Annotated in this window: 27 protein-coding genes; 9 read left to right on the top strand and 18 right to left on the bottom strand. The window is 55.6% G+C overall.

The features are described from left to right. Nucleotides 1-11 precede the first annotated feature (11 nt). Nucleotides 12-1,712: a proline--tRNA ligase gene (locus tag ACFDAU_RS13055; protein WP_413437333.1), complete on the top strand. Its 1,701-nt coding sequence runs from the start codon at nt 12-14 to the stop codon at nt 1,710-1,712. Between the two features lie 61 nt (nt 1,713-1,773). After that, entirely contained in the window at nt 1,774-2,358 is a 585-nt protein-coding gene (locus tag ACFDAU_RS13060; protein ID WP_413439547.1) for a lytic transglycosylase domain-containing protein, read from the top strand. 269 nt (nt 2,359-2,627) lie between these two features. On the opposite strand, the gene ACFDAU_RS13065 is transcribed toward ACFDAU_RS13060, so the two are convergent. The 4 genes from ACFDAU_RS13065 to ACFDAU_RS13080 are packed head-to-tail and all read right to left on the bottom strand — an operon-like array spanning nt 2,628 to nt 5,458. Then, the gene (locus ACFDAU_RS13065) at nt 2,628-3,143 is read right to left on the bottom strand and encodes an efflux RND transporter periplasmic adaptor subunit (protein ID WP_413437334.1); all 516 of its coding nucleotides are present in this window, start codon (nt 3,141-3,143) and stop codon (nt 2,628-2,630) included. 5 nt (nt 3,144-3,148) lie between these two features. Continuing rightward, on the bottom strand, nt 3,149-4,447 hold the full coding sequence (locus ACFDAU_RS13070) for a TolC family protein (RefSeq protein ID WP_413437335.1): 1,299 nt from the start codon (nt 4,445-4,447) through the stop codon (nt 3,149-3,151). Next, the gene (locus tag ACFDAU_RS13075; protein WP_413437336.1) at nt 4,444-4,956 is read right to left on the bottom strand and encodes a thioredoxin family protein; all 513 of its coding nucleotides are present in this window, start codon (nt 4,954-4,956) and stop codon (nt 4,444-4,446) included. The genes ACFDAU_RS13070 and ACFDAU_RS13075 overlap by 4 nt, the downstream gene beginning before the upstream one ends. Before the next feature lie 37 nt (nt 4,957-4,993). Beyond that, nucleotides 4,994-5,458: a TlpA family protein disulfide reductase gene (locus tag ACFDAU_RS13080; protein WP_413437337.1), complete on the bottom strand. Its 465-nt coding sequence runs from the start codon at nt 5,456-5,458 to the stop codon at nt 4,994-4,996. Between the two features lie 50 nt (nt 5,459-5,508). Here ACFDAU_RS13080 and ACFDAU_RS13085 point away from each other — a divergent pair, with 50 nt between their 5' ends. Continuing rightward, nucleotides 5,509-6,909, top strand: a complete 1,401-nt coding sequence (locus ACFDAU_RS13085) for an aspartate ammonia-lyase (RefSeq protein ID WP_413437338.1) — start codon at nt 5,509-5,511, stop codon at nt 6,907-6,909. A gap of 54 nt (nt 6,910-6,963) precedes the next feature. Here ACFDAU_RS13085 and ACFDAU_RS13090 read toward each other — a convergent pair whose 3' ends face one another. Together ACFDAU_RS13090 and ACFDAU_RS13095 are read right to left on the bottom strand one after the other, a co-directional pair. Beyond that, a complete protein-coding gene (locus ACFDAU_RS13090) occupies nt 6,964-7,548 on the bottom strand; it encodes a YqhA family protein (protein ID WP_413437339.1) in 585 nt (194 codons plus the stop codon). Next, on the bottom strand, nt 7,545-7,937 hold the full coding sequence (locus ACFDAU_RS13095) for a hypothetical protein (RefSeq protein WP_413437340.1): 393 nt from the start codon (nt 7,935-7,937) through the stop codon (nt 7,545-7,547). The genes ACFDAU_RS13090 and ACFDAU_RS13095 overlap by 4 nt, the downstream gene beginning before the upstream one ends. 111 nt (nt 7,938-8,048) lie before the next feature. Between ACFDAU_RS13095 and ACFDAU_RS13100 the strand changes: the two genes are divergently transcribed. From ACFDAU_RS13100 to ACFDAU_RS13120, 5 genes are all read left to right on the top strand, one after another. After that, nucleotides 8,049-9,644, top strand: coding sequence for a hypothetical protein (locus ACFDAU_RS13100; protein WP_413437341.1), 1,596 nt, complete (start codon nt 8,049-8,051; stop codon nt 9,642-9,644). Between the two features lie 193 nt (nt 9,645-9,837). Further along, on the top strand, nt 9,838-10,431 hold the full coding sequence (wrbA, locus tag ACFDAU_RS13105) for an NAD(P)H:quinone oxidoreductase (protein WP_413437342.1): 594 nt from the start codon (nt 9,838-9,840) through the stop codon (nt 10,429-10,431). Further along, nucleotides 10,428-11,120: a HugZ family protein gene (locus ACFDAU_RS13110; RefSeq protein ID WP_413437343.1), complete on the top strand. Its 693-nt coding sequence runs from the start codon at nt 10,428-10,430 to the stop codon at nt 11,118-11,120. The genes wrbA and ACFDAU_RS13110 overlap by 4 nt, the downstream gene beginning before the upstream one ends. Then, a complete protein-coding gene (locus ACFDAU_RS13115; RefSeq protein WP_413437344.1) occupies nt 11,117-11,476 on the top strand; it encodes a DUF2069 domain-containing protein in 360 nt (119 codons plus the stop codon). Before ACFDAU_RS13110 ends, ACFDAU_RS13115 begins: the two co-directional genes overlap by 4 nt. A 140-nt stretch (nt 11,477-11,616) precedes the next feature. Further along, entirely contained in the window at nt 11,617-12,663 is a 1,047-nt protein-coding gene (locus tag ACFDAU_RS13120) for a GGDEF domain-containing protein (protein WP_413437345.1), read from the top strand. A 23-nt stretch (nt 12,664-12,686) separates the two neighbouring features. Here the strand turns inward: ACFDAU_RS13120 and ACFDAU_RS13125 are convergent, their stop codons facing one another. The 10 genes from ACFDAU_RS13125 to ACFDAU_RS13170 form a co-directional block, all read right to left on the bottom strand. Further along, nucleotides 12,687-14,225, bottom strand: a complete 1,539-nt coding sequence (locus tag ACFDAU_RS13125; protein ID WP_413437346.1) for a 2-isopropylmalate synthase — start codon at nt 14,223-14,225, stop codon at nt 12,687-12,689. A gap of 36 nt (nt 14,226-14,261) precedes the next feature. Next, on the bottom strand, nt 14,262-15,035 hold the full coding sequence (gene pssA, locus ACFDAU_RS13130; protein WP_413437347.1) for a CDP-diacylglycerol--serine O-phosphatidyltransferase: 774 nt from the start codon (nt 15,033-15,035) through the stop codon (nt 14,262-14,264). A gap of 7 nt (nt 15,036-15,042) precedes the next feature. Further along, nucleotides 15,043-15,684 carry a phosphatidylserine decarboxylase gene (locus ACFDAU_RS13135; RefSeq protein WP_413437348.1) on the bottom strand — a complete coding sequence of 214 codons (642 nt, stop codon included), beginning with the start codon at nt 15,682-15,684 and terminating at the stop codon, nt 15,043-15,045. A gap of 83 nt (nt 15,685-15,767) precedes the next feature. After that, the gene (ilvC, locus tag ACFDAU_RS13140; protein ID WP_413437349.1) at nt 15,768-16,784 is read right to left on the bottom strand and encodes a ketol-acid reductoisomerase; all 1,017 of its coding nucleotides are present in this window, start codon (nt 16,782-16,784) and stop codon (nt 15,768-15,770) included. 23 nt (nt 16,785-16,807) lie between these two features. Further along, nucleotides 16,808-17,299: an acetolactate synthase small subunit gene (gene ilvN, locus ACFDAU_RS13145; protein ID WP_124704827.1), complete on the bottom strand. Its 492-nt coding sequence runs from the start codon at nt 17,297-17,299 to the stop codon at nt 16,808-16,810. A 1-nt stretch (nt 17,300) separates the two neighbouring features. Continuing rightward, on the bottom strand, nt 17,301-19,007 hold the full coding sequence (locus tag ACFDAU_RS13150) for an acetolactate synthase 3 catalytic subunit (protein WP_413437350.1): 1,707 nt from the start codon (nt 19,005-19,007) through the stop codon (nt 17,301-17,303). Between the two features lie 87 nt (nt 19,008-19,094). Beyond that, on the bottom strand, nt 19,095-20,669 hold the full coding sequence (locus tag ACFDAU_RS13155) for an endonuclease MutS2 (RefSeq protein ID WP_413437351.1): 1,575 nt from the start codon (nt 20,667-20,669) through the stop codon (nt 19,095-19,097). A 91-nt stretch (nt 20,670-20,760) separates the two neighbouring features. Next, on the bottom strand, nt 20,761-21,096 hold the full coding sequence (locus ACFDAU_RS13160) for a DUF2173 family protein (protein ID WP_413437352.1): 336 nt from the start codon (nt 21,094-21,096) through the stop codon (nt 20,761-20,763). A gap of 8 nt (nt 21,097-21,104) precedes the next feature. Next, nucleotides 21,105-21,449 (bottom strand): DUF2173 family protein, encoded by a 345-nt coding sequence (locus ACFDAU_RS13165; protein WP_413437353.1) that lies wholly within the window; start codon nt 21,447-21,449, stop codon nt 21,105-21,107. A 33-nt stretch (nt 21,450-21,482) separates the two neighbouring features. Continuing rightward, nucleotides 21,483-21,887, bottom strand: a complete 405-nt coding sequence (locus tag ACFDAU_RS13170; RefSeq protein WP_413437354.1) for a DUF2173 family protein — start codon at nt 21,885-21,887, stop codon at nt 21,483-21,485. Nucleotides 21,888-21,964: 77 nt separating this feature from the next. On the opposite strand from ACFDAU_RS13170, the gene ACFDAU_RS13175 reads away from it, so the two are divergent. Beyond that, on the top strand, nt 21,965-22,396 hold the full coding sequence (locus ACFDAU_RS13175) for an RDD family protein (protein WP_413437355.1): 432 nt from the start codon (nt 21,965-21,967) through the stop codon (nt 22,394-22,396). A 2-nt stretch (nt 22,397-22,398) separates the two neighbouring features. On the opposite strand, the gene lptG is transcribed toward ACFDAU_RS13175, so the two are convergent. Beyond that, nucleotides 22,399-23,472, bottom strand: coding sequence for an LPS export ABC transporter permease LptG (lptG, locus tag ACFDAU_RS13180; RefSeq protein WP_413437356.1), 1,074 nt, complete (start codon nt 23,470-23,472; stop codon nt 22,399-22,401). After that, nucleotides 23,469-24,551 (bottom strand): LPS export ABC transporter permease LptF, encoded by a 1,083-nt coding sequence (gene lptF, locus ACFDAU_RS13185; protein ID WP_413437357.1) that lies wholly within the window; start codon nt 24,549-24,551, stop codon nt 23,469-23,471. The genes lptG and lptF overlap by 4 nt, the downstream gene beginning before the upstream one ends. Nucleotides 24,552-24,610: the final 59 nt, after the last annotated feature.

The raw sequence follows: 24,610 nt of genomic DNA on the forward strand, positions 1-24,610 counted from the left end.
TAGCTTACACCATGCGCGTCTCACAATTTTTCCTTTCCACCCTGAAAGAAGCGCCGTCCGAAGCTGAACTCATCAGCCATCGCCTGATGCTGCGCGCGGGTTTCATCAAACGACTGGGTTCCGGTTTATACACATGGATGCCGTTGGGTTTGCGCGTATTGCGCAAGGTCGAGGCCGTGGTGCGCGAGGAAATGAACAAGGCAGGTGCAATTGAATTGCTGATGCCTGCGGTGCAGCCTGCCGAATTGTGGCAGGAAACCGGGCGTTGGGATGTATTTGGCCCGCAGATGCTGAAAATCAAGGACCGTCACGAACGTGATTTCTGCTTCGGGCCCACTCACGAGGAAGTCATTACCGACATCGCGCGCCGCGAGATCAAAAGCTACCGTCAACTGCCGCTGAATTTTTACCAGATCCAGACCAAATTCCGCGACGAGATTCGCCCGCGTTTCGGCGTGATGCGCGCACGCGAGTTCATGATGAAGGACGCCTATTCTTTTCATGACGATTTCGCCAGCTTGGAGCAAACTTACCAAGCCATGTACGAGGCCTATACACGCATTTTCACCCGGCTCGGGTTGAAATTTCGAGCCGTGGCGGCCGATACCGGCGCAATTGGCGGTTCCGGCTCGCATGAATTCCACGTGCTGGCTGATTCGGGCGAGGACGCGATAGCGTACAACCCGGATTCCGACTATGCGGCTAACGTGGAACTGGCGGAAGCGATGACGCCACTCACTCCACGTCCAGCGGCCACGCAAGCACTGTCAAAAATTCCGACACCAGGCCAGCATAGCATTGAAGAAATCGCTGATTTCCTCAAAATTCCCCCAGCCAAAACCGTGAAAACGCTTATTGTGGAAGGCGCAGAAGGCCCGGTGGCGCTGCTGTTGCGCGGCGATCATCAGTTGAACGAGGTCAAAGCCGCCAAACTCATCGGTCAGGAGATCCGTTTTGCCAGCGAGGCCCAGGTACGCTCGGTGGCGGGTTGTAGCGCCGGTTCGATTGGGCCGGTGGGATTGAACATCCCCGTCATTGCCGATCGCGCGGTGGCAGCGATGGCTGATTTTGTGTGCGGCGCCAATGAGGACGGCTTTCATTTGACTGGTGTCAACTTTGCCCGCGATCTGCCCGAACCCGATGTAGCGGACATCCGTAACGCCGTCGCAGGCGACCCCAGCCCCGACGGCAAAGGTGCGCTGGATATTTGCAGGGGGATTGAAGTCGGCCATATTTTCCAATTGCGCACCAAATATTCCGAAGCCATGGGATGCAGCTATCTGGATGAGGCGGGTAAAGCACAGACCATGGAAATGGGCTGCTATGGCATTGGCGTATCGCGTATTGTTGCCGCCGCCATCGAGCAGAATTTCGACGCGCGCGGCATGATGCTGCCCGAAACGATGGCACCATTTTTGCTGGCAATTGTGCCTGTCGGTTATCAAAAAAGTGAAGTTGTGCGCGAAACTGCCGATAATCTCTACAGGGAATTGCTTCAGGCTGGCATTGACGTATTAATGGATGACCGCAATGAGCGCCCAGGTGTAATGTTTGCCGACATGGAACTGATCGGCATCCCTCATCGCGTGGTGATCGGCGAACGCGGCCTGAAAGACGGCCTGATTGAATATCAGGGGCGGCGCGATGACGCGGCTCGTACTATTCCGGTCGCTGAAATGAGCGGATTTTTGACCCAACTCTTGGCACAATAAATTGAAAATACTTGATATTTTTGGTAAAAGCCTGATCGCCGCGAGCGCTCTGCTGGTGGCAATGGCTGCGCATGCAGGCGGCCAGATTTATGAGCCGATGTCGGCCAGCGTGCGCGCCGCTCTGGGCAAATCAGTCGCGGATTCTCCCGTCACACATGTCAGTTTTCTCGACAACCCGCATGGTCAGGCGTGGCTGGCCGAAATGTCACAACGCCTCAGCAAACGCATGCCCGATCCCGGGCAACGGGTGGATTTTCTGAATACAGTCTATTACGAGGCTACCCGCGCCGGACTCGACCCTGAAATGATATTGGGACTGATAGAAGTGGAGTCCGGTTTCAAGAAGTATGCGATTTCCAGCGTGTCAGCACGTGGCTACATGCAAGTCATGCCATTCTGGGTAAAAACCGTTGGCACACCCAACCAGGATTTGTTTCACCTGCGTACCAATCTGCGCTACGGCTGCAATATCCTGCGGCTCTATCTGGATATCGAAAAAGGCAATCTATACCGCGCTCTGGGTCGCTACAATGGCAGTTTAGGCAAGCCGGAATATCCGGCCATGGTGCTATCCGCCTGGCAAAAACACTGGACCTTCCGTCCCTTCACCAAGACAGCGCAGAACGCTATTCCTCCGCGTAGCTAGTGTACTGTTTCACACTAAACGGCACTTACAGAGCCACCCAAAAACGCCCTGACAAGGCGCGGCGCGCAGGCAATGGCCATTCCCTTGTCAAGCGCCGCAACGTGGGCAGGGCGTTTTTGGGTGGCTCCCTGCGGGCGCGCCCCTGATGGGTCATCTGCGGCGTTGCGTTTACTTGCCATAGAACAGCTATGGCTGCGCAAACGCGCCTTGCAGCTGACCCATCAGGGGAACGCTGTAAGTGCCGTTTAGTGTGAAACAGTACACTAATCTTAGCGTTTCTCCAGCACAATCAGCGTCGGTGGTTGTAGCGTAGTCGCCACATACATGCCAGGCTCGACCAGCCGCGCGCTCACCACCCCATCAAACGGGGCCCGCAATATGCTGTCCTGCTGATTTTTACGTGCGATGATGAGACGGGCCTGCGCTTCTTTCGTCATGGCATCCGCTCGGGCTTTGCGCAGTTTGGCTGCATCCAGTTCGGTGGTTGAACTCACCGCACGACTGTATAACTCTTTGGCACGCCCCAGATCGCGCTCGGCATCCAGGCCTTCTTCCTTGGCGCGTGCGACACCTGCCTCGGCTTCCATGACTCGCGCCTGATAAATGGTGTCATCCAGCGCCACTAATGGCTGGCCTTTTTTGACCCGCTGACCCACGCTGACAAATACGCTTTTGACTACGCCAGAAACCGGTGTGGTAAGCGGTATGCCATGTAATCGGGTAGCCTCCCCCGCCCATGCAGACGTGCAGCCCAGTAGTAATACCAGTGCCCATAAAGCTTTCATAAAACCTATCCTTTTGGTTGTTTATCCGCCAGCGCCACGATGTCAGCCAGCGGCTTGCCCGCCAATGCCTCCAGCCGGGCCAGCGCCAGCGCCAGCCGATATTCCACGCGACGTGCCCGCAGTGAAGCGACCAAAGTCTGCGCCATGCTGTCACCCAGATTGGTTTTAAGCTCGAGTTCGTAATCGGCGCGACTGCGGTCCAGTGCCACGTCGCGGTATTTGATCTGCTCCTCGGCTGCAGGCCGGCTGCTACCCTGCAACTGCTGGATTTCCAGCAGTGTTTCCAACAAACTTTGTGCTATCTGCATACGAAGTTTGTCAGCACCCGCCTGCAGTTTCTGAAACTGCGCCTGTTCACGCGCGATACGGGCATCCACACGCCTACCCTGATAAAGCGGCCATGACAGGATCAGCCCAGCACTGACACTATCGCGCGTAATCGAAGTGCGGCTGTAATCCGCTGCCACCATTTCCGCATCCAGGCTGGGGGAAGTCTCATGACGCAAACCAGCCAGACGCTGCTGCGCGGCCGCCAGCAATTGCAACTGAGCCAGCATCAGGTGATTGTGCGCCAGCACCCAAGGCAGCAGTGTTTCATATTCGGGCAGCTTTGCATTGTTATTGGGCAACTTGGGATCTTCAAGGTCGGAAGCCAGAACGTCTGGACGGTTAAGGGCATTTGCCAACAACGCCCGTGTGATGCGTTGCTGTGCCAGGCTGGCGTTGCGCTTTTCACGCAGATCCTGGTAACGCGCCTCCAGTATGGCAAAATCGGGACGTGACATTTGCCCGACTTTAACGCGGTCGCGCGCGTTATCCATCGCGACATAAGCCACCGCCATGAATTCATTGTCGGCCGCATATTGCTGGTCGGCGAGCAGCACGTCGAAATAACGCGACATGATGTTTAAACGGCGCTGGTCGCGCGTATCGAGCAAGGCGTCTTCACGCGCGTTTACCTCAGCACGAGCCGCACCCAGGGAATATTCGGTGCGCGAAAAATCATACACATTTTTACGCGCCACGATACGTGCGCTGTTGTCAGCACTCCATGCATCCGATCCAACAGTGGGGCGCCCCTGACGCAATATCCCCTCAAAGCTGACAGTCAGGTCACGCCGCGCAGCCGCAGCCTGCTCATCTGCCTGTGCTGCGGCAAGATCCGCTTGGGCAGTGCGTAAATCAGGATGCTGCGCATCCACTGCAGCGAGCGCTTCGGCCAAGGTCAATGCGTGGGCCGGTACTCCCATCGCCACCGCACCGGCCAGCATCGTGGCCGCAAAGAGATGACGCGGATGAATCATTGCTGCGCTTGCTGTTTGTAGGCTGCAAACGGCTTGTCCTTATAGACACCGTCCACCACGTAGCGTCCAAGCAACAGGAATTCATTCGCGTCTTTGGTAACACCAATGTAACGGGTAATCAGATCGCCATGGGTATCGAAAAACAAGAAAGTGGGTGTAGCACGGGCACGGTTTTTAAGTGCAAAGTCTTTCTCGGTGGTATTGACGCCCTTGAAATCAACCATGGGTGTATCGCCTTTCACATCCATCTCGAACACCAGGAAATGTTTGCGGTAATAATCCTGCACCTCGGACTGGTTGAGAACAGTGGATTTCATGCGTTCGCAAAATGGACAATCGGCCATCTGAAACATGATGAGCACGCCGGTCTTGCCTTCCTTACGCGCGGTTTGCAGTTCACTTTTGAAATCTCCCAGCTTGGGCTGGAAAAAATAGGTCTGCACATCGCGCACCTCGGCAATGGTCGTAGTGGCAAACAGCAGCAAGGCCAAACCTAGCACGCGTAGCATCTGTCGTCTCCTTCATTCCCCCGCATTTTGCGGGTGGTTATTTTTTTACTGTACTTTTGCTATTGATATAACTTTCCACAGCCTGTTGGGTAATCCCGCCCACCTGATAGGCAACCAACTTACCCTCCGGGTTATACAGATAAGTGGTTGGCAAACCCTGTAGCGGACCGAACTGTGCGGCAATCTTAGAGTTTCCCAACACAATTGGATAGCTGATAAACATACTATCGGCAAAATCCAGCACCTGTTTAGGATTCTGGTATTCCATGGCGATGCCGATCACCTCCAGCCGCGAGTTTTTGTACTTGTCGTGCAGTGCACTCAAGGCAGGTATCTCGTCAAGGCAAGGCGGACACCAGGTCGCCCAGAAATTCACCAGCACCCACTTCCCCTTGTAGCTTTCCAGCGTGTGCACCTTGCCCTTGCTGTCGGTCAGGCTGAATGCAGAGGCAGTGGTGGTCACTGCGAGCATGGCCAGTAACAGCAAAATTCGTTTCAACATGCATAAACTCCTATAATTGCAAATTTGTTTAAATTGCCCGCCATTAAACCATGACCGACTATCGCATTGAACAAGACTCGCTGGGAAAGTTTAAAGTTCCGGCCGACGCCTGGTATGGCATCCAGACTGCGCGCGCAGTGGAAAATTTCCCAATATCGGGGCGCATGCCGGATACCGACTTCATCCGTGCCCATGTGCAAATCAAGCTCGCCGCGGCACGCGCCAACTGCCAGTCGGACTGGCTCACTCCCACCCAGCGCGATGCCATCGCCAGCGCGTGCGAGCGCATCCTGGCAGGCGAACTGCTGGATCAGTTCGTGGTAGACCGCTTTCAGGCGGGTGCGGGCACCAGCCACAACATGAACAGCAACGAAGTCATCGCCAACCTTGCCAACGTAGCGCTGGGAGGTGAAAAAGGCCAGTACGCACCGATCCACCCCAATGACCATGTCAACATGGGGCAGAGCACCAACGACACCATCCCCACCGCGATTCGCCTGGCACTGCTGGCCAAGCTGCCGCGCCTGCTGGCGGCCAGCGAATCCATGGCAGCCGTGTTAGAGCAGATTGCCGGGCGCGAGCACGACACCGTCAAAAGCGGCCGCACTCATTTACAGGATGCGGTGCCGACCACCATCGGCCGCGAGTTCGCCGCCTACGCCTGGACCCTGCGCCGCGCCGCAACCAACCTTGCCGCCGTACGCCCGCTACTGTGCCAGACCGGTCTGGGAGGGTCGGCTGCGGGTACCGGGCTGAATACCTCACCCGACTACGCGGATCGCGTAGCCGCCGAACTGGCTGCGCTGACCGGGGAAGCCATCGGCGTGGGCGATCTGGCTGCGCAAATGCAATCCATGTTCGACATGCAGGCGCTGTCCGCTGCGCTGCGCGGGCTGGCCCTGGAACTGACCCGTATCGCCAACGATCTGCGCCTGCTGGCTTCCGGTCCGCGCACCGGGCTGGGCGAGATCACCCTGCCGCCGGTGCAGCCCGGCTCTTCCATCATGCCCGGCAAGGTCAATCCGGTAATGTTCGAAATGCTGAACCAGGTGTGCTATCAGGTGTTGGGGCAGGACGCTGCCGTAGCCTACATGACTCAGGCCGGGCAACTGGAACTCAACGTGATGATGCCGGCGCTCGGTTCGGCCCTGTTCGATGCCATGGACTGGCTCACCAACGCGATGAACGCCACCACCGAGAAAAATCTCAAGGGACTGGTGGTCAACCGCGAGCGCTGCGAACGTTTCATCCACGACAGCGTCGGACTGGCGACCCTGCTGAATACCCGCATCGGCTATATGAGAGCGGCAGAAATTGCCAAGGAATCGGAGCAAACCGGCAAGCCGGTACGCGAGATTGTCACCGCCCATAAACTGATGAGCGAGGACGAATTCAATGCCCTGGTGTTACAAGCCGCGCACGGCGAAGGGAGCGGCGGCGGGGGAGGCTGATCGCGTCCGTTTGACAGGCATTATGAAAGACGCCCCAATGACGCTGGGCCGTCTTTAGCTTCTCTCTGAGTGTCCAGAGCCAGCCTTCTCATCGGGCTCATCACTCCCCTTGCCGTGAGATTCTGCCGCATGGGTGAAGTACAGTGCCACACCGATCAGCGCAATACCGGCGCCCAGATAAAGCAAGTCCAAAGGATTGTTCATCTGTATTTGCAATGCCTTCTCGAACAGGGTGACGATCAGAATCATCAGGACGACTTTGGCGAGACGTTGTTTCAAGTCATCCAGGTTGTTGATCACCAGAATCTTGCTGGACGCGCGGCTGCCGTGTGCCTCGTCAATGTCGCTGATGAACAGCTCGTACAGGCCGAGTGAAAAAATCAGCATGAAGGTGGCGAGCAGATAGCCATCCACCACTTCCACCACATGGGTAATTGTCTCATCGTGGATCGCCTTGCGCGCATCGGCCGACAAACCCGGATCCGCGTAATGCACGACATGGCCGACCAGATACACCACATCCACCGTCGCCATGTACATGACCGCCACCGCAGCAGCCATGCTTGCCACCACTGCCAGCACCACCATATACCGACTGCGCCACAATGCAGCCTCGAACATTAATTCCAGGAATTTCACACTTGCTCCTCTATGCCAAACCAACGGTGCAAAACCTTGCGCGGCAAATACCTGGCAATGATTATTATCGCAGATGCGCCCACCACCGCTGCCGCCAGCAACATCACAAAATCTTGCCGGGGATGGCCTTGCAGTCGGATTTCCAGCGCCGCCAGAGCAGTCGAGACCAGCAATGCCAGCATGCGCCATACCGGTGCCTGAGCGGTTATGCGCAGTCGCGCCACTGAGCCCAGTACCAGAACAGCAAATACAGCATAACTCAGGCCGTAGCTCAATTGCAGCGTGCCGACAGCAGGCATTTGCAACCTCAACCAGTAGTGAATGGCGTACGACAGCAGCACCCACACGATCGCACCCCCGGACCATTCAATCCATTTTGTTTTTTTCATCCGTGGCATTATACCCGCTGGACCTGCCGTTTATCGACACACCGGTTTTACAAAATGGCGGATAAGCCCTAGAATTTTCTCACTACACCCAAAACAAATATCCGGCGCCCCATGCACCTCAATCTTGCGCTTCCTGTTCCTGATCCAAGCTTAAGCCATCTCGCCGAAACACGTCCCAAACACTTGCAAGCATGGCTGGATCGTTTACCTGTTGCCAATTTGCATGAATCAGCGCAAGCACTGTGGCTCTCTCTCGCAGCACAAAACCGCCAGGCTATAGCAGATGACTCCCGCCAGAAACTGCTGGAACTATACCGCGTCACCGTACACACATTGACTGGCGCCATTAAACTGCAAATCAGTGACGCTGCCTTGCCATTGCCGGAAAAACAGCACCAGCTTGCAACACTGGCACGCGAACTCCTGATCGAATTAGCCAACGGTTACAAGATAGTGCTACAGGCGAGCAGCGGACGCCTTCTCAGTTTCCGCAGCAAGCCGGATCAGACGCAAACCATGCAGCGCATTTTGTCCGCCAATTCGCGCCTGCTGACCTTGTGTTACGAAGGCTACGCGGATGTCCCGACCGGCCTGTGGTCAGAAATACATCAAATCTACCGTTATGCCGTTCACCAGAATGTACAGGATGACATCATCACCGACACACCTCCCGCCAGCGTCAGTCAACTCTATCGTCTGTGCTTACTGATTGCCACGGCAGATCCCTACCGTCTGACTCTGGGCGAGGTCAGCAAAGTGCTCGATCTGCTGAGACTGTATGGCGACATTGCACAGGCCCAGCCACTGACAACACCGGTACAGACCAATGGCCTTTTTTTGATCAGCCCGGATAAGGACCAGCCGCCGCTGCCATTATTCCGTTATACCGGCACCACTGATCCAGCCCGTGACTATTTGTTCAACACCCTGGAACTCGCACGTCGACTCCACCAGTTATTCAGCCTTCTCAAGTCAGGCAAAACGGCAGCTCAACTGGGATTGCCAGCTTATGCAGACGAGGCTACCTATCAGGGTTTATTGCAGCGGCTGATACGCAATTGGGGACACGAACCAAGCCGGCATTTCAGCCGGCGCGGTGGAAGCGATGACGAGGCGGAACTCTGTACCGGCATCCGGGCAATCCATGGCTTTCTGCTCGCTGCGCACTCCACGCCCGATAACACCCAACAAGGCACGTTGGACCCAGACGAAATCAGCATCAGCACCATTTCGGCGCTTGGCCGCAACCATCGTACCGACACCATCGCGACCCATTGGATCGTGACCAATGACAGCGCCAGTGGGCTGGCCCTGCATAAACGCAACAGCACCAGCGTCAATCTGAAAGTGGGCGAGGTGGTGGCGGTACGCTCACACCAGCTACCGCACTGGAATATAGGCGTGGTGCGCTGGTTGCGTAACTCCCCTGCCGACCGGATTGAGTTCGGCCTGCAAATGTTGTCACCCAATCCACAGCCGGTATGGATACGCAATGCAGTAGGCCGAATCCGCACCAATCAGCCAGCCTTGCTGTTACCAGCCAACCCGATACTGCAGTTGCCTCAGCAGCTTTTGGTACCACGCGGCGTTTACGTTCCGGATATACCGCTCGAATTAAGCGCGGCAACCAACAGCAGCATACTGCCCGGCAAAGTATTGGAACACACCCACAACTTCGATTTATTTGAATTCCAGGAAATCAGCTAGGCGTTTGTGGAAATTCAACATCCGGGTCAGCCCTGTCCAAACACCCCGCCATCATCAATACTGCACACCTTCGGCAAATTTGAAGACACCCGACCCGGTCTGAACGAATTCTTTTGAGTGGTGCCCAAATTGTCCTGGGCATCCAGCCAAGCGCCAGACGATATAATGCAGAATGGAAAAAGAGGTATTTACCATGCAAGACATACTCGTACTTTATTACAGCCAGAACGGCGCAGTTAAACAGCTGGCGCAGATTATCGCGCACGGCATAGATTCCGTGCCCGGTGCACAGGCGCGCATCCGCACCGTACCCAAGGTGGCGTCCGTCACTCAAACCGCAGCCCCACCGGTACCGGAAAGCGGTGCCCCCTATGTTGAACTGGAGGATCTGCAGCAATGCATCGGCGTCGCGCTCGGTAGCCCCACGCGTTTTGGCAACATGGCAGCACCCATGAAATATTTCTGGGACGGTACAGCCGGGCTGTGGATGAAAGGAGCGCTGGCAGGCAAACCGGCGGCAGTGTTTACCTCCACTTCCAGCATGCACGGCGGGCAGGAGACCACGCTGCTGTCGATGATGATGCCACTGCTGCACCATGGCATGATAGTGCTCGGCATCCCCTATACCGAACCCGAGCTCACCGCTACCGCCGGCGGCGGCACGCCTTACGGCGCCAGCCATGTGGCCGGAGCGGAAGGCGATCGACCGATCAGCGAAGACGAACGCAAACTTGCATTCGCGCTCGGCAAGCGACTCGCGCAAACAGCATTGAAGCTGGCCGTATGAGCAATATCGACGCACGACGCTTGCTACGCCGGCAACAGCACGGGGTGCTGTCTACGCTATCGAAAAAACTCGATGGCTACCCGTTCGGCTCGGTTACCCCTTTTGTACTGGATCATCAGGCACGCCCGGTCATCCTCATCAGCACGCTGGCCGAGCATACCAAGAATATCGCGGCAGACCCACGCGTCAGCCTGCTGGCACACGATTCCAGTACCGACATACAAGCCAACGCGCGGGTGACAATCGTTGGCCATTGCACCCGCATGGAAGATCAGACTGCGCTCAGGGCACGCTATTTGCGCTATTTTCCGGGAGCTGCCGATTACTTTGCCACCCATGATTTTTTCTTTTACCGGATTGAGCCGGCGCATATCCGTTTTATTGGCGGCTTTGGCGCGATCCACTGGATCGAAGTCAGCAGTTTTGCCGCACCAGAGAACCAGCTGGCGGCTCAGGAGGACGCGATCATCGCGCATATGAATACGGACCATCAGCACAACCTGGCGGCTTATTGTCGCCATTTTCATGGCGTGGATACCAGCTCGGCACACATGATCGGAATCGATACCGATGGATTCGATGTGCGTGCCGGCGCACATCAGCTGCGCTTCGATTTCAACCAGCCGGTGCTGGATGCACAAAGTGCTCGTAGCGCACTGGTTGCCATGGCCGAGGCATGCCGCGCATGAAGCGCATCGTCGTACTACATTACGCCAGCATTGCCAGCCTGATCGCACTGATATTCCTGCTGGTGGCATGGGAAGGCTGGCTCGCACCGCTCAAACCCGGCGGTTCGATGCTGATTCTTAAAGTATTACCTCTGCTATTTCCTCTGTTCGGCATCCTGCGCGGCAAGCGTTATACCTACCAGTGGGCCTCCATGCTGATTCTGCTTTACTTCACCGAGGGTGTGGTGCGGGCCTGGTCGGACCAAGGATTATCGGCATGGCTTGCCGGAGGTGAAATTACCCTCTCGACCATTTTCTTTCTTAGCGCCATTTACTACGCACGCGATCTCGGACGCCTTGCCCATAGTGATCATTAGTGGGATGATTTCGCAATCATAATTCACCAGGTTCACCCGGGATGGAACACACCCCACCGCTACGCCGTGCCAGTGACCGCCATGAGCCCGATGATCGGCGGGAGCAGGAACGACGCAGCCCACATCCTCCCCATACAACGATGCGGTTCCCTACATTTGGCGAACAGCGTATTCAGTTTCTGACCCGCTATCTTTTTTGCGCGCTGGGATGGTCATTTTTCAATATCCCGGCAATCACTCCCGGTGAGCATATACCGCTCGCTACGCTCAATATCATTTTCGCCAGTTATTTTGTGTTCACTACGGCTGCGTTTTATCACGCATGGCGTCACCCTATTCATCCTGCGCGTTACCGCCTGGCGATGTGGGTGGACATCGCGCTGGTTGCCACAAGCATGGTGAATGACCCCTATGATATTCCGCCATCGCTGGTGGTATTCATCATGATTGTGCTGGGCAATGGCATGCGTTACGGGATGCGCATGTTTGGTGAAGCACTGGTAGGGAGTTTTCTCGCTATCATGCTGGCACTCAGTTTTCGCTTCGCCTACGGCACACACGGCATCTCGGCCGGGATGATTTTTCTCAATCTGTTCGGCAGCATTATTCTGATTTACGCCTATGTCCTGATGAGCCGGATTGAAACCGCCCAGCATCTGCTGGAACGCAGCAGCAAACAGGACACGCTGACCGGATTGATGAATCGCCGCGGCTTGGTGGAAACCGCCACATCGTTGTTTGATCGCATTGCAACCTATGGCGGCATGGCCAGCGTGATGTTTGTGGATCTGGATCAGTTCAAACGCGTCAACGATGATCACGGACACGCTCATGGCGACCAGGTATTGCGGCGTTTTTCCGACATCCTGTTCGAAAACACCCGCGCCAGCGATATCAGGGCGCGTTACGGCGGCGACGAATTTATCGTTTTGATGCCGGAAACTCCGCTTGACCAGAGTGAAGCAATTGCCCGGCGCATTCAGACAGCTTTCGCTCACTGGTGCACCGCGCAAGGCTATCAGTGCAGCGCAACCATCGGAATGGGCGAGGCGCCCCGAGATGGGCGCAGCCTGGAAGCCGTACTGGATAAAGTTGACACCGCACTCTATCACTCCAAGGCTACTACACCGCATGGCGGCCTGCAACGCGTGGACCAATTGCCCGTTAAGCTTGGCCCTTCAATCTGACCAACCCTTTACCTGCAAACTTGTCACACCTGAGGATGTGCTCGTTCCAGTTTGCTGTGCAGCTTGTTCAGCGCATGCAAGTAAGCCTTGGCCGAAGCGACCACGATATCGGTATCCGAGCCTTGTCCATTCACGATCCGGCCGCCTTTGGATAACCGCACGGTCACTTCACCCTGCGCATCCGTACCGGTAGTGATGTTGTTCACTGAATAGAGCTGCAACTCGGCGCCGCTATTGACGATGGACTCCAATGCTCGAAATGCGGCATCTACCGGACCACTCCCTATGGCGCTGCCATCTTTCTCCAGACCATTTTCGGCAATCACGACGCGCGCGCTGGGAATCTCACCCGTTTCTGAACACACCTTGAGCGATACCAGCTTGAATAGCTCGAGAGTATTGGCGGCTGCCTCGTCGCTGACCAGTGCCTGCAAATCTTCATCGAAAATATCGTGTTTCTTGTCGGCAAGCTCCTTGAAACGGGCGAAAGCGGCATTGAGCGCCTCCTCCGAACCCAGTTCGATACCCAGTTCGGTCAGGCGCGTACGAAATGCATTGCGTCCCGAGTGCTTGCCCAGCACCATTTTGTTCGCACTCCAACCCACATCCTCGGCGCGCATGATTTCGTAGGTTTCGCGATGTTTGAGCACGCCATCCTGATGGATGCCGGATTCATGGGCAAATGCATTGGCACCGACGATGGCCTTGTTCGGTTGCACCGCAAAACCGGTGATACCGGACACCAGACGCGAAGCAGGCATGATCTGTGTCGCATCGATACGCGTTTCGCAGCCGAACACATCCTGGCGGGTACGCACTGCCATCACCACTTCTTCCAGCGCGGCATTGCCGGCGCGCTCGCCCAGGCCATTGATCGTACATTCCACCTGGCGCGCGCCATTCAATACCGCCGCCAGTGAATTGGCCACCGCCAGGCCCAGATCATTATGGCAATGCACCGAGAACACCGCCTTGTCGGCATTGGGGATACGATTGCGCAGATCGCGGATCAGCTCGCCAAACTGGCCAGGCATGCTATATCCAACGGTATCAGGGATATTCAGCGTGCCGGCCCCGGCATCGATCACCGCTTCCAGCACACGGCACAGGAAATCCGGATCGGAACGCCCGGCGTCCTCGGGAGAAAATTCCACGTTATCGGTATATTGACGTGCCCATTTGACCGCCTTGACCGCTTGCTCGATGACCTGATCCGGACTCATGCGCAGCTTTTTTTCCATGTGGATGGCGCTGGTGGCAATGAAGGTATGAATGCGCGCCGACCTGGCACCGCGCAGCGCTTCACCGGCACGCTGGATGTCGCGCTCCAGCGCCCGCGCCAAACCACATACGGTACTATCCTTGATGGCATCCGCCACCGCCTTGACCGATTCGAAATCACCATTGGAGGCTGCAGGGAATCCTGCCTCAATGACATCCACGCGCATCCGCTCGAGCTGGCGGGCGATGCGTACTTTTTCTTCGCGCGTCATCGAAGCACCCGGGCTTTGCTCGCCATCACGCAGGGTAGTATCGAAAATGATTAAATGGTCCTGCTTCATGAAAGACTCCATCCGGTACTAAGCAAACATTTGCTCTTATTTGTTGGCTTCAGAAATCCTGGCGCGCCTGCGATGCCACCATTGCCATACCCACATCGCATAGCCTGACAGGGCATACAGCCCGACAATTGCAAACAATACATCGGGCGGACTATAGGCAACCAGCACAAATGCCATCGCAATCAGGAATACCACCACAAAGGGCACACTGCGGCGCAGATTGATTTCCTTGCCACTGTAGTAGGGGATATTGCTGACCATGGTCAACCCTGCGAATAGCGTCACGACCAAGGCAAGCCAGCGCACATCGGCACCCTGAACGCCATATTCATTCATCACCCAGACCAGTCCGGCGATGAGGGCAGCAGCTGCCGGGCTTGGCAAACCTTGAAAATACCGCTTGTCAGCCACTTCCAGCTGAGTGTTGAAACGCGCCAGACGCAGCGCTGCACCCACACAGTAGATAAAGGCGGCAATCCAGCCCAGTTTGCCCATGCCTTTGAGGGCCCAGACATAGGCCACCAGTGCAGGCGCCACACCGAATGAAACCATATCCGACAGCGAGTCATACTCTGCGCCAAATGCGCTCTGGGTATGGGTGAGCCGCGCTACCCTACCATCCAGACCGTCCAGCACCATGGCAATAAAAATCGCCACGGCAGACAATTCATAAGCGCCATTCATCGCCTGCACGATCGCGTAAAACCCGGCAAACAGGGCGCCCGTGGTAAACAGATTGGGCAACAGATAGATGCCGCGCCGCTGCGCGCGTTCTTTGCTCATCGATTTGAGAGGACGATTGTCAGCCATGTCTGCTTTATAGCTCAGCCAGTACGTCGCTGCTGGCGCTTACCTTGTCACCCAGGGCCACTTTAATCCGCGCAGTCAACGGCAGATAGACGTCCACACGTGACCCGAATCGAATAAAGCCGTAGCGCTGGCCCCGGGTCAGTTTATCCTTGGCTTTGACATAACACAGGATACGGCGTGCCACCAACCCGGCGATTTGCACGCAAGTCACATCCTGCCCCGATTTCGTCTTGATCCACAAGGCATTGCGCTCATTGGCGACAGAAGCTTTCTCCAAAGAAGCATTCACGAAACTGCCCGGGAAGTACCACACCTTTTTAATCGTGCCATCCACCGGGCTGCGATTCGAGTGCACATTGAACACATTCATGAACACACTCACCATTTGCGCCTCACGTTTGAGATAAGGGTCGGTAACGCGCTCCACCTTGATCACGCGCCCGTCTGCCGGGCACAACACCAGATTTTCGCCTTGCGGGATAAGCCGTGGTGGATCACGAAAAAACTGCAATATGAATAGTGTAATCACCCACAGTGGCAATGCCCACAGCCAGCCTGCGAATACGCTTACAACAATGGAAATCAACACGGCAACCGCCAGAAACGGCCACCCTTCACGGGCAATAATGGGATGGGGATAGTTTTTCAATTTTGAGCGTGCTTAATAAATGAATAAAGGCACGGAGCGACAATGTTCTGACGTCTCCGTGCCCCCCGATCAGTTTGTACTGATTAGTTCTTGGCTTGATCCACCAGTTTGTTTTTGCCAATCCAGGGCATCATGGCGCGCAGCTTGGCACCCACAATCTCGATCGGATGCTCCGCATTCTGACGGCGTTTGGCGTGCATGCCTGCAGCACCGGCCTTGTTTTCCAGAATGAAGCTCTTGGCGTATTCGCCGTTCTGGATATTGGCCAGCGCCTGCTTCATGGCAGCACGTGCCTGATCGGCGATCACCTTGGGACCGGTCACATACTCACCATATTCGGCGTTATTGGAAATGGAATAGTTCATGTTGGCGATGCCACCCTCATACATCAGGTCGACAATCAACTTGAGCTCGTGCAGGCATTCGAAGTAGGCCATCTCAGGTGCGTAACCGGCTTCGGTCAGCGTTTCGAAACCGGCTTTCACCAGCTCCACGCAACCGCCACACAGCACTGCCTGCTCGCCGAACAGGTCGGTTTCGGTTTCTTCACGGAACGAAGTTTCGATCACGCCGCCCTTGGTGCCGCCGTTGGCTGCTGCATACGACAGCGCAAGGTCGCGCGCCTTGCCGGACACATCCTGATGCACGGCGATGAGTGAAGGCACGCCGCCACCCTGAGTGTAGGTAGAACGCACCAGATGACCCGGGCCCTTGGGCGCAATCATCACCACGTCCACATCCTTGCGCGGGGTGATCTGGCCGTAATGGACATTGAAGCCGTGGGCGAACGCCAGCACTGCGCCTTTTTTCAGATTAGGTTCAATTTCGTTGCGATACACATCCGGTTGTTGTTCATCCGGCACCAGCACCATCACTACATCCGCGCCCTTGACGGCCTCGGCGACATCCTTCACTGCCAGCCCGGCTTTTTTGGCCTTGTTCCACGAAGCGCCGTCCTTGCGCAGACCGACCACCACTTTAACCCCGGAGTCCTGCAGGTTGTTGGCATGTGCGTGGCCTTGCGAGCCATAACCGATGATTGCGACCTTTTTCTTTTTGATAAGGGAAAGGTCGGCGTCTTTATCGTAATAAACTTTCATAGCATGTTCCTTGTTAAGTTAAATCAAACTTTAAGAATGCGATCGCCGCGACCGATGCCGGAAGCACCAGTACGTACCGTTTCCAGAATAGCTGACTGGTCAAGCGCCTCGATAAAGGCGTCCAATTTTGAGCCTGGTCCAGTCAATTCAATCGTGTAGGTTTTTTCAGTTACATCGATGATGCGCCCGCGAAAAATTTCCGCCATGCGCTTCATTTCTTCACGATCCTTGCCGAAGGCGCGCACTTTTACCAGCATCAGTTCGCGTTCAATATGACTGCCGTCGGACAGGTCGAGGATTTTCACCACGTCTATCAGCTTGTTGAGCTGCTTGATGATCTGTTCGATCACGTCTTCCGAGCCGCGTGTAACAATGGTCATGCGCGACAGCGTGGCGTCCTCGGTAGGCGCGACGGTCAGAGATTCAATGTTGTAACCTCGCGCAGAAAACAGCCCGGCCACGCGCGACAAGGCGCCCGCTTCGTTCTCCATCAACAGTGAAATGATATGGCGCATGTTACAACTCCTCCGCCAGGATCATTTCACTGATGCCTTTGCCGCCCGGCACCATCGGAAACACGTTCTCGGTCTGGTCGGTGATGAAATCCATGAACACCAGCCGCTCCTTCATTGCGAACGCTTCGCGCAACGCGGGTTCCACATCTGCGGGCTTCTCGATTTTCATGCCAACATGCCCATACGCCTCAGCGAGTTTGACAAAATCCGGCAGGGAATCCATGTAGGACTCGGCATAACGGTTCCCGTAGAAGAATTCCTGCCACTGGCGCACCATACCCATGTAGCGATTATTCAGATTCACGATTTTCAGCGGCAGATGATACTGCTTGCAGGTAGACAGCTCCTGTATGCACATCTGGATACTGGATTCGCCGGTTACACAAGCCACATCGGAACCCGGATGAGCGAGTTGAACACCCATCGCGGCAGGCAGGCCGAAACCCATGGTGCCAAGCCCACCGGAGGTAATCCAGCGGCGCGGCTGGTCGAATTTATAGTACTGCGCCGCCCACATCTGATGCTGCCCCACGTCGGTGGTCACGAAAGCATCACCGCCGGTCACTTCCCACAGCTTTTCCACCACGAACTGGGGTTTGATAATGGGGCTGGCATGATTGTATTTGAGGCAATTCTTGGCGCGCCACAATTCGATCTGCGTCCACCAGGCCTTGATTGCCTTGGCTTCGGCCCTTTCCTTGCCGGCCTTGATGAGCTTGATCATCTCATCCAGCACACCGCCCACATCCCCGACAATCGGCACATCCACCTTGACGCGCTTGGAAATGGAGGACGGGTCGATATCAATGTGCACGATGCGACGTGCATCGCGGGCAAAATGTTCGGGTGAACCGATCACGCGATCATCGAAACGTGCGCCCACCGCCAGCAGCACATCACAGTGCTGCATGGCCATGTTGGCTTCGTAAGTGCCGTGCATTCCGAGCATCCCCAGAAACTGGGCATCCGTCGCCGGATAAGCGCCCAACCCCATCAGCGTGTTGGTAACGGGGTAGCCCAGCAGTTTGGTAAGCTCAGTCAGCTGGGCTGCCGCATTGCCCAACACCACACCGCCACCCGCGTAAATCATCGGGCGCTTGGCTTCGAGCAACATTTGCACAGCTTTTTTTATCTGCCCGGAATGGCCCTTAACCACCGGGCTATAGGAGCGCATGGTCACTGTTTCCGGGTAAGCGAATTCGTGGCTTTGCTGGGTAATATCCTTGGGGATATCCACCAGCACCGGGCCGGGGCGCCCGGTGGCGGCAATGTAGAACGCCTTTTTGATCGTCGTTGCCAGATCCTTGATGTCTTTCACCAGGAAATTGTGCTTGACGCAGGGGCGCGTGATGCCGACCGTGTCCACTTCCTGAAACGCATCCATGCCAATGGCAGGGACCGGCACCTGGCCGCTGATGATCACTAGGGGAATGGAATCCATGTAGGCAGTGGCAATACCCGTCACGGCATTGGTCAGCCCCGGGCCGGAAGTGACCAATGCCACACCTACTTTGCCACTGGAGCGCGCGTAGCCGTCTGCCCCGTGCACGGCAGCCTGCTCGTGACGCACCAGAACGTGCTTGAACTTATCCTGTTTGAAAATCTCGTCGTATATATTGAGAACTGCCCCGCCCGGATAGCCGAATACAAATTCGACTCCTTCCTCAGCCAGGCAGCGCACGGTAATTTCGGCGCCCGTCAATTCCATACTATGGCCAATCTGCCTAATTTGTAGAACCTTTAATACTAATGGTTATCGACTGGCAGGTCAAAAAAACCATAGTCGATTCCGGTCTTATTCCGGCTTTTGTTTGGCCGCATGAATCTGGGTCAGATAACTGCGCGCACGATTCACCAAATCGCCGGGCAAGCCGTTTTTCTCGGCAATAATCAGACCCAGTGACTGACCGGACTTGCCAAACTCCAGCTCGTAAGTCGGCGACAGGCTTGCATAATCGAAGCGCATCGAGGCATTACACAAATAGGCGTGATCATCCGCGAAGGTCTTGAGCGGTGTAAGGTGGGTGGTCACAATGCCATGCACATGGCGGCTGGCAAGCTCATCCAGCACAGCCATGGCAAGCGATGCGCCTTCCTCCGGATCGGTGCCGGTGCCCAACTCATCCATCAACACCAGGGTGTGCTGATCGGCTTCATCCAGCAGCCTTTTCAGCACCTCGACGTGCCCCGCAAACGTGGACAGGTGATTGTGCAGACTTTGTTTATCGCCCACATCCACAATCACCCGGTTGAAATTACCGATAATGCAATCACCTTCTGAGGGCAGATGCAGGCCGCAATGGGCCATGGTGGCCAGCAATCCGACCGTTTTCAGCACTACCGTCTTGCCACCGGTGTTGGGCCCGGTAATCACCATCATGGATTGCCCATCGCCCAGACGGATACTGAGCGGCACCAGACGGGCGATATTTTTTTCCTGAAATTGCAGCAATAACTGCGGATGATAGGCCTGCTCGAGCACCACTTTTGGCTCATCCACCAGCATTGGCGCGCTGGCGTTGAGCGCTGCGGAAAATTGTCCGGCGGCCAGCGCCAGATCCAGCCAGGTAATCGCATCCACCAGGCGGTTCAAATCGTCAAGATGAGCGCGCACTTCATCAGTCACCGCGCGCAGCACGATTTGATTCTGTCCCTCGATCTGGCCATTGAACGCTTCCAGGCGATTGTTATGTCCAACCGCCTCGATCGGCTCAATCAGAATATCGCGTCCACCACCAATCGATCCACGCCGCACCCCCTTCATCTGATCGGCGTGGGTGGCACGCACTGCCAATACGGCACGTGTGCCATGCCAATGTACCCGGCTGTTTTCGTCGAACATGCTGGCCACATCCGGGCTTGCCATGCGTGTCTTGAGCTGCTCCTCAAGTTCCTGCCGCACCTGATGGTATTGCTTGTGCAAGGCATCCAGTGCGGGCGTGGCATCTTCGCGCAAACGTCCGGCATGGCTGATGGTTTTGTCCAGCACCTCGACCAGCGCTGCGGGCGCCTTGAGCTCATTGATACGTGCGAATAAGGCGGGGTAAACACTCACCAGCTCGCGCAACATCAGGCCGGTCTGCATTACTTGGCGCAAGTTGTGCAACCCACTGGCGGGCAGCGCGGCACCAGGTTGTGCAGCCTGGCGTAATGCCGGACGGATATCCGGCACCTGATTAAAGCGCGGCAGCTTATAGGCATCCGTTGCCTCGCGCGCAGCGCTGACGGCACGCTGCATTTCGCGTGCGATATCGAGATTGGGGGCTGGCTCCAGGTTGCGTGCCGCGTCGGCACCATAGGGGGAAAAAGTCAGGCGTTCAAGAATACGGCGAATACCGTCAAATTCCAGCGCCTTGAGATCACTTTGCATGAAAAAAATGGATTTATAAAAACATCTAATGTAGCAAACAAGCAAAAACGCCGCCAGTGGCGGCATTTTTGCGGCCACCTTCTACGTGGGTTTACTCGTGTGATGCGTCTTCCAGCGCCGCCATGATTTCATTGAGGGAGGCTTCCCGGTTATCCACCATCGCCACCAGGTTGGCTACATTGCACACTGTCATATTGGCGCCATGCACAATCCAGCCTTTGGCGGGAGTCCAGCCGCGCATCTGGGAAAACAGCGAAAACAGGTCGGTATTGCCCGACACCATGCGACGGTACCATTGCGCAAACTGCGCCAGGCGACCTTGCATTTCCGCCGGGATCACGCCTTCGCCTTCGAGGATCGTGCCATCGTCCTGAAAACGACACACGGCAATCACGCCATCCAGTACTAAAATTCGTTTGAGCGACATATTCGCTCCTATGCCGTACAGGCAGAAATAGCGGCGAAGGCTGCCTCGTAATCGGCATCGCGGTTTTTGACCACCACGCCGCAATTACCATTTACGACCGCCGACCAATCCAGTCCTACCAGGGAAAAACCCTGCAGCGGCTCAAACCCTGTTTGCCCGGTAAGCGCTTCCCAGCCGCGCGCTTCCATGGTGGCGACCGCCATGTTGGCGACACAGGTGTGTGCCAGCAAATCCAGCACCTGCGGTGTCAGCTCGTTGCCTTCCTTGATCATCTGACCGGTCAGATCACCTTTGTCGGTGTAAGTAAACGCTGCCATTACGCCGGGGACTTCCATCAGTTTGGCCAGATCCATTGTTACCTCCTGTTACAATTTAGAATTTTTAGATTAAACGAGTTGCTCGGTGACATCGCCACCGATTTTGGAGTACATGACCTGCATCACGTTGTCGCTGATATCGCCTACTTTGGCGCGCATCACCGTCATCACGTCATTCAGTACTCCCTGGCGGTTTTCCAGCAGGCAGAAAAAATTGCCCACCGCGCACACGCTGAGCTGTTTTCCGCGCACTATCCAGCCCTGCAGCGGACGACAGCCGCAATGCTCGGCGAATGAACTGAACATTTCAGCTTGCATACTGGCGTTGAGTGTATTGGCACGGCACAGAATGGACGCCATGCGGGCATATTCATCGGTCAATCCGCCTTCGTAAGTGTAACGGTCGCCCCGATAGGCGTATTCTCCGGCTGCAATCACACCCGGGATGGCCATGAGTTGTTTTGCTATATGCATCTCCCCCTCCTCCATTGTTATGCTTGCGTCGAAACCACGAGCGTCGCTTTAGTGCCTTTTGGAATAGAATAGAGATTATGGAAAAAAGTGCAACTCCTTCGCTGCCGACAGCCGGCTTATGGCGCCGGATTTCGGCAATCATTTATGAATCCCTGCTGTTGCTGGCCCTGTTATTCATTGCAGATTATCTGTTTTTGGCGCTGACGCACAATGCCTCTTCGCCCTTATTCAAAGCGCTTTTGCAGGTTTATTTATTGCTGATGATGGCGTTCTATTTCAGTTGGTCATGGTTACGCGGACAAACGCTGGCGATGAAAACCTGGCGTATCCGAGTGGTTAATCTCGAAGGCACCCCGATCACCTTGAAACAGGCTCTGCTACGCTTCGTACTGGCTCTTGTGCTCATCCCGGCATTTGGCATCAGTCTGATCTGGGCGCTGTTTGATCGAGACAAGCAGTTTCTGCATGACCGTCTTGCCGCCACACGACTGGTGAGAACCGACGTTTAAAGCTATTGCCTCTGCACTTTACGTATCATCGCAATCGCCACCAGCAGGAATACCAGCGTCGGCAGGGCGGCGCTGATCAGCGGCGGCCAGTCATTGAGCAGCCCCAGGTAGGCAAACAGGCGGTTGAGCAAGTGGTACCCCAGTCCGAGCATAATCCCGGCAAACACCCGGGCGCCCACTGCGCCAGAGCGCGGCCGGTGATAGGCAAACGGCAATGCAATCAACATCATCACCGGGGCTGAAAGCGGGTAAAACAGCTTGGACCACAGGGCAATTTCATAACGTTCTGTTGTTTGTTTGTTCTTGCGCAGATGCTGGATGTATGACCACAGATTGGATGCGGACATTTTTTCCGGCGCCACCAGCAGTACACTCATAATTCCCGGAGTCAGAACCGAACGCCAAACTTCTTCAGGCTTAAGACTTACACTGACATTACCATTGCTGAATTGGGTCTCGGTAATATCCTGCAGGCGCCAACGGTTATCGCGCAGATAATCGCCCTGCTTTGCATGGCTGATTTTCTGCAAGCGAAAGGCATCGTCAAATGCATAGATATTCACGTCTCGTAACTCATTTCCCGGTGTCACTTCACGGATATTGATGAAGCTTTGCCCGTCACGCACCCAAAGCCCCGAACGAAAAGCCTGCGCTACCAGCGCATGCGTAGCAGTCAGCTTGACCTGCTGCGCATAACGCTCGGAGACAGGGGCGATCAGTTCGCCAAACACAAATGTCAACGCGGTAAAGAGCAGCCCGACACCCATCAGATAGCCTGCCACACGCTGGATCGATATGCCCGACACCAGCATGATGGTGAACTCGGAATTGGCGACCATGCGTGCCAATGCAAACAGCGTGCCGATCAGCGCAGCCACCGGCAACAGTTCGTAGACGTGGCCCGGGACACTCAGGGCGACAAAGGCCAGGATATTGAGCAAGCCATACCCACCTTGCCCCAATGAGCCCAGTTCATTGAGCAAATCAAAAAATGCGTACAGGGTCATCAACGCCGTAAACACGAACAGTGAACTGACCAGGGTTTCCTTCGCCAGATAACGTGCCAGAATTTTCATCGGCGCCAACGCCACCATGGGCGCATTGAAATGCGCTGATAGAACATCAATACCAGCACACCTGCCATCAACAGATGCACAGCCCACATGCCCACCAGCGGCGAGATTTTCTGTTGCGCCACCCAGGCCTGGGAAATACCCAGCAGGTTGTTGTAGATCACGTAAATCAGCAATGCCAAAAGCAGTTTGAACGAGCGCCCGGCACGCGGATTCACGAAGCTCAGCGGAATCGCCATAAGCGCCAGGACCGCTGCGCTAATCGGAAAGCTCCAGCGCCACACCAGTTCTGCCATATTGGCCGGCGTGGGATCTCGCAACAGCTTGCCCGTGGGCAAGACCTTGGGTTCAAAGGTCTGCTGAGCGACAAAGCGCGCGGGCTCGATTCGGATCCAGTAGCGTCCGAACTCGACTGTCTTGTAATCAGCACGTCCCGGCACCCCTTCATAGCGGCGACCATTTTCCAGCACCAGGTAGCGCTCACCATTGGGCAATTCGGTATGAAATCCTTCCTTGGCGACTACGATACCCAGTTGATTATTGTCCAGCGATTGCATGAACACGTTTTTCACCCGCGTACCAATCTGGGACAGGCTTTCGACAAAATAAACCTTGTCCGCATTTCTGGATTCAATGAACATGCCCGGAGAAATTGCCGACATATCGTCGCGGTTATTCAGCACCGCACTGTACACTTCCTTTTTCTGCAATGCCCATGGGATCACGGCAAGATTAAGGACTGCAATTAAAAACACCATAGGCAGGGCAAAATACAGCACCGGCCTGATCCATCTGAGCAAGCCTTGTCCGGCGCTGAACCACACCACCATTTCGCTATCCCGGTATGCGCGCGACACGGTCATCATGACGGTAATGAACAGCGCCAGCGACAGCAGCACAGGCAGAAAACCAAGCAGGCCAAAGCCGAGAAAGGCAAATACTGCATCCAGCGCCAGTTTGCCGCGCGCCGCATCGCCCAACAGGCGGATGAACAGCGTGCTCAGGGTGATCGCAATGAGCACCAGAAACACCGCTAGACAGTTATATACAAGTTCGCGCACCAGCGCGCGTCGGAAGATCATTTTTGCGGAGGATAATAGGCAGTTGTTTTGACTTTTACCTCAACACTGCAAATAATGCA

Origin of the sequence: Sulfuriferula sp. GW1 (genome assembly GCF_047300855.1) — a bacterium.
GTDB lineage: Bacteria > Pseudomonadota > Gammaproteobacteria > Burkholderiales > Sulfuriferulaceae > Sulfuriferula.

Coding starts and splice junctions, on each gene's coding strand:
- ACFDAU_RS13085 (WP_413437338.1), top strand. CDS start 5,509: ATGACCGACTATCGCATTGAACAAGACTCGCTGGGAAAGTTTAAAGTT.
- ACFDAU_RS13165 (WP_413437353.1), bottom strand. CDS start 21,449: ATGGATCTGGCCAAACTGATGGAAGTCCCCGGCGTAATGGCAGCGTTT.
- ACFDAU_RS13125 (WP_413437346.1), bottom strand. CDS start 14,225: ATGAAGCAGGACCATTTAATCATTTTCGATACTACCCTGCGTGATGGC.
- ACFDAU_RS13175 (WP_413437355.1), top strand. CDS start 21,965: ATGGAAAAAAGTGCAACTCCTTCGCTGCCGACAGCCGGCTTATGGCGC.
- ilvN (WP_124704827.1), bottom strand. CDS start 17,299: ATGCGCCATATCATTTCACTGTTGATGGAGAACGAAGCGGGCGCCTTG.
- pssA (WP_413437347.1), bottom strand. CDS start 15,035: ATGGCTGACAATCGTCCTCTCAAATCGATGAGCAAAGAACGCGCGCAG.
- ACFDAU_RS13155 (WP_413437351.1), bottom strand. CDS start 20,669: ATGCAAAGTGATCTCAAGGCGCTGGAATTTGACGGTATTCGCCGTATT.
- ACFDAU_RS13115 (WP_413437344.1), top strand. CDS start 11,117: ATGAAGCGCATCGTCGTACTACATTACGCCAGCATTGCCAGCCTGATC.
- ACFDAU_RS13100 (WP_413437341.1), top strand. CDS start 8,049: ATGCACCTCAATCTTGCGCTTCCTGTTCCTGATCCAAGCTTAAGCCAT.
- ACFDAU_RS13080 (WP_413437337.1), bottom strand. CDS start 5,458: ATGTTGAAACGAATTTTGCTGTTACTGGCCATGCTCGCAGTGACCACC.
- ACFDAU_RS13120 (WP_413437345.1), top strand. CDS start 11,617: ATGCGGTTCCCTACATTTGGCGAACAGCGTATTCAGTTTCTGACCCGC.
- ACFDAU_RS13070 (WP_413437335.1), bottom strand. CDS start 4,447: ATGATTCATCCGCGTCATCTCTTTGCGGCCACGATGCTGGCCGGTGCG.
- ACFDAU_RS13055 (WP_413437333.1), top strand. CDS start 12: ATGCGCGTCTCACAATTTTTCCTTTCCACCCTGAAAGAAGCGCCGTCC.
- ilvC (WP_413437349.1), bottom strand. CDS start 16,784: ATGAAAGTTTATTACGATAAAGACGCCGACCTTTCCCTTATCAAAAAG.
- ACFDAU_RS13060 (WP_413439547.1), top strand. CDS start 1,774: ATGGCTGCGCATGCAGGCGGCCAGATTTATGAGCCGATGTCGGCCAGC.
- ACFDAU_RS13170 (WP_413437354.1), bottom strand. CDS start 21,887: ATGCATATAGCAAAACAACTCATGGCCATCCCGGGTGTGATTGCAGCC.
- ACFDAU_RS13075 (WP_413437336.1), bottom strand. CDS start 4,956: ATGCTACGCGTGCTAGGTTTGGCCTTGCTGCTGTTTGCCACTACGACC.
- lptF (WP_413437357.1), bottom strand. CDS start 24,551: ATGATCTTCCGACGCGCGCTGGTGCGCGAACTTGTATATAACTGTCTA.
- ACFDAU_RS13160 (WP_413437352.1), bottom strand. CDS start 21,096: ATGTCGCTCAAACGAATTTTAGTACTGGATGGCGTGATTGCCGTGTGT.
- lptG (WP_413437356.1), bottom strand. CDS start 23,472: ATGAAAATTCTGGCACGTTATCTGGCGAAGGAAACCCTGGTCAGTTCA.
- ACFDAU_RS13065 (WP_413437334.1), bottom strand. CDS start 3,143: ATGAAAGCTTTATGGGCACTGGTATTACTACTGGGCTGCACGTCTGCA.
- wrbA (WP_413437342.1), top strand. CDS start 9,838: ATGCAAGACATACTCGTACTTTATTACAGCCAGAACGGCGCAGTTAAA.
- ACFDAU_RS13150 (WP_413437350.1), bottom strand. CDS start 19,007: ATGGAATTGACGGGCGCCGAAATTACCGTGCGCTGCCTGGCTGAGGAA.
- ACFDAU_RS13110 (WP_413437343.1), top strand. CDS start 10,428: ATGAGCAATATCGACGCACGACGCTTGCTACGCCGGCAACAGCACGGG.
- ACFDAU_RS13095 (WP_413437340.1), bottom strand. CDS start 7,937: ATGAAAAAAACAAAATGGATTGAATGGTCCGGGGGTGCGATCGTGTGG.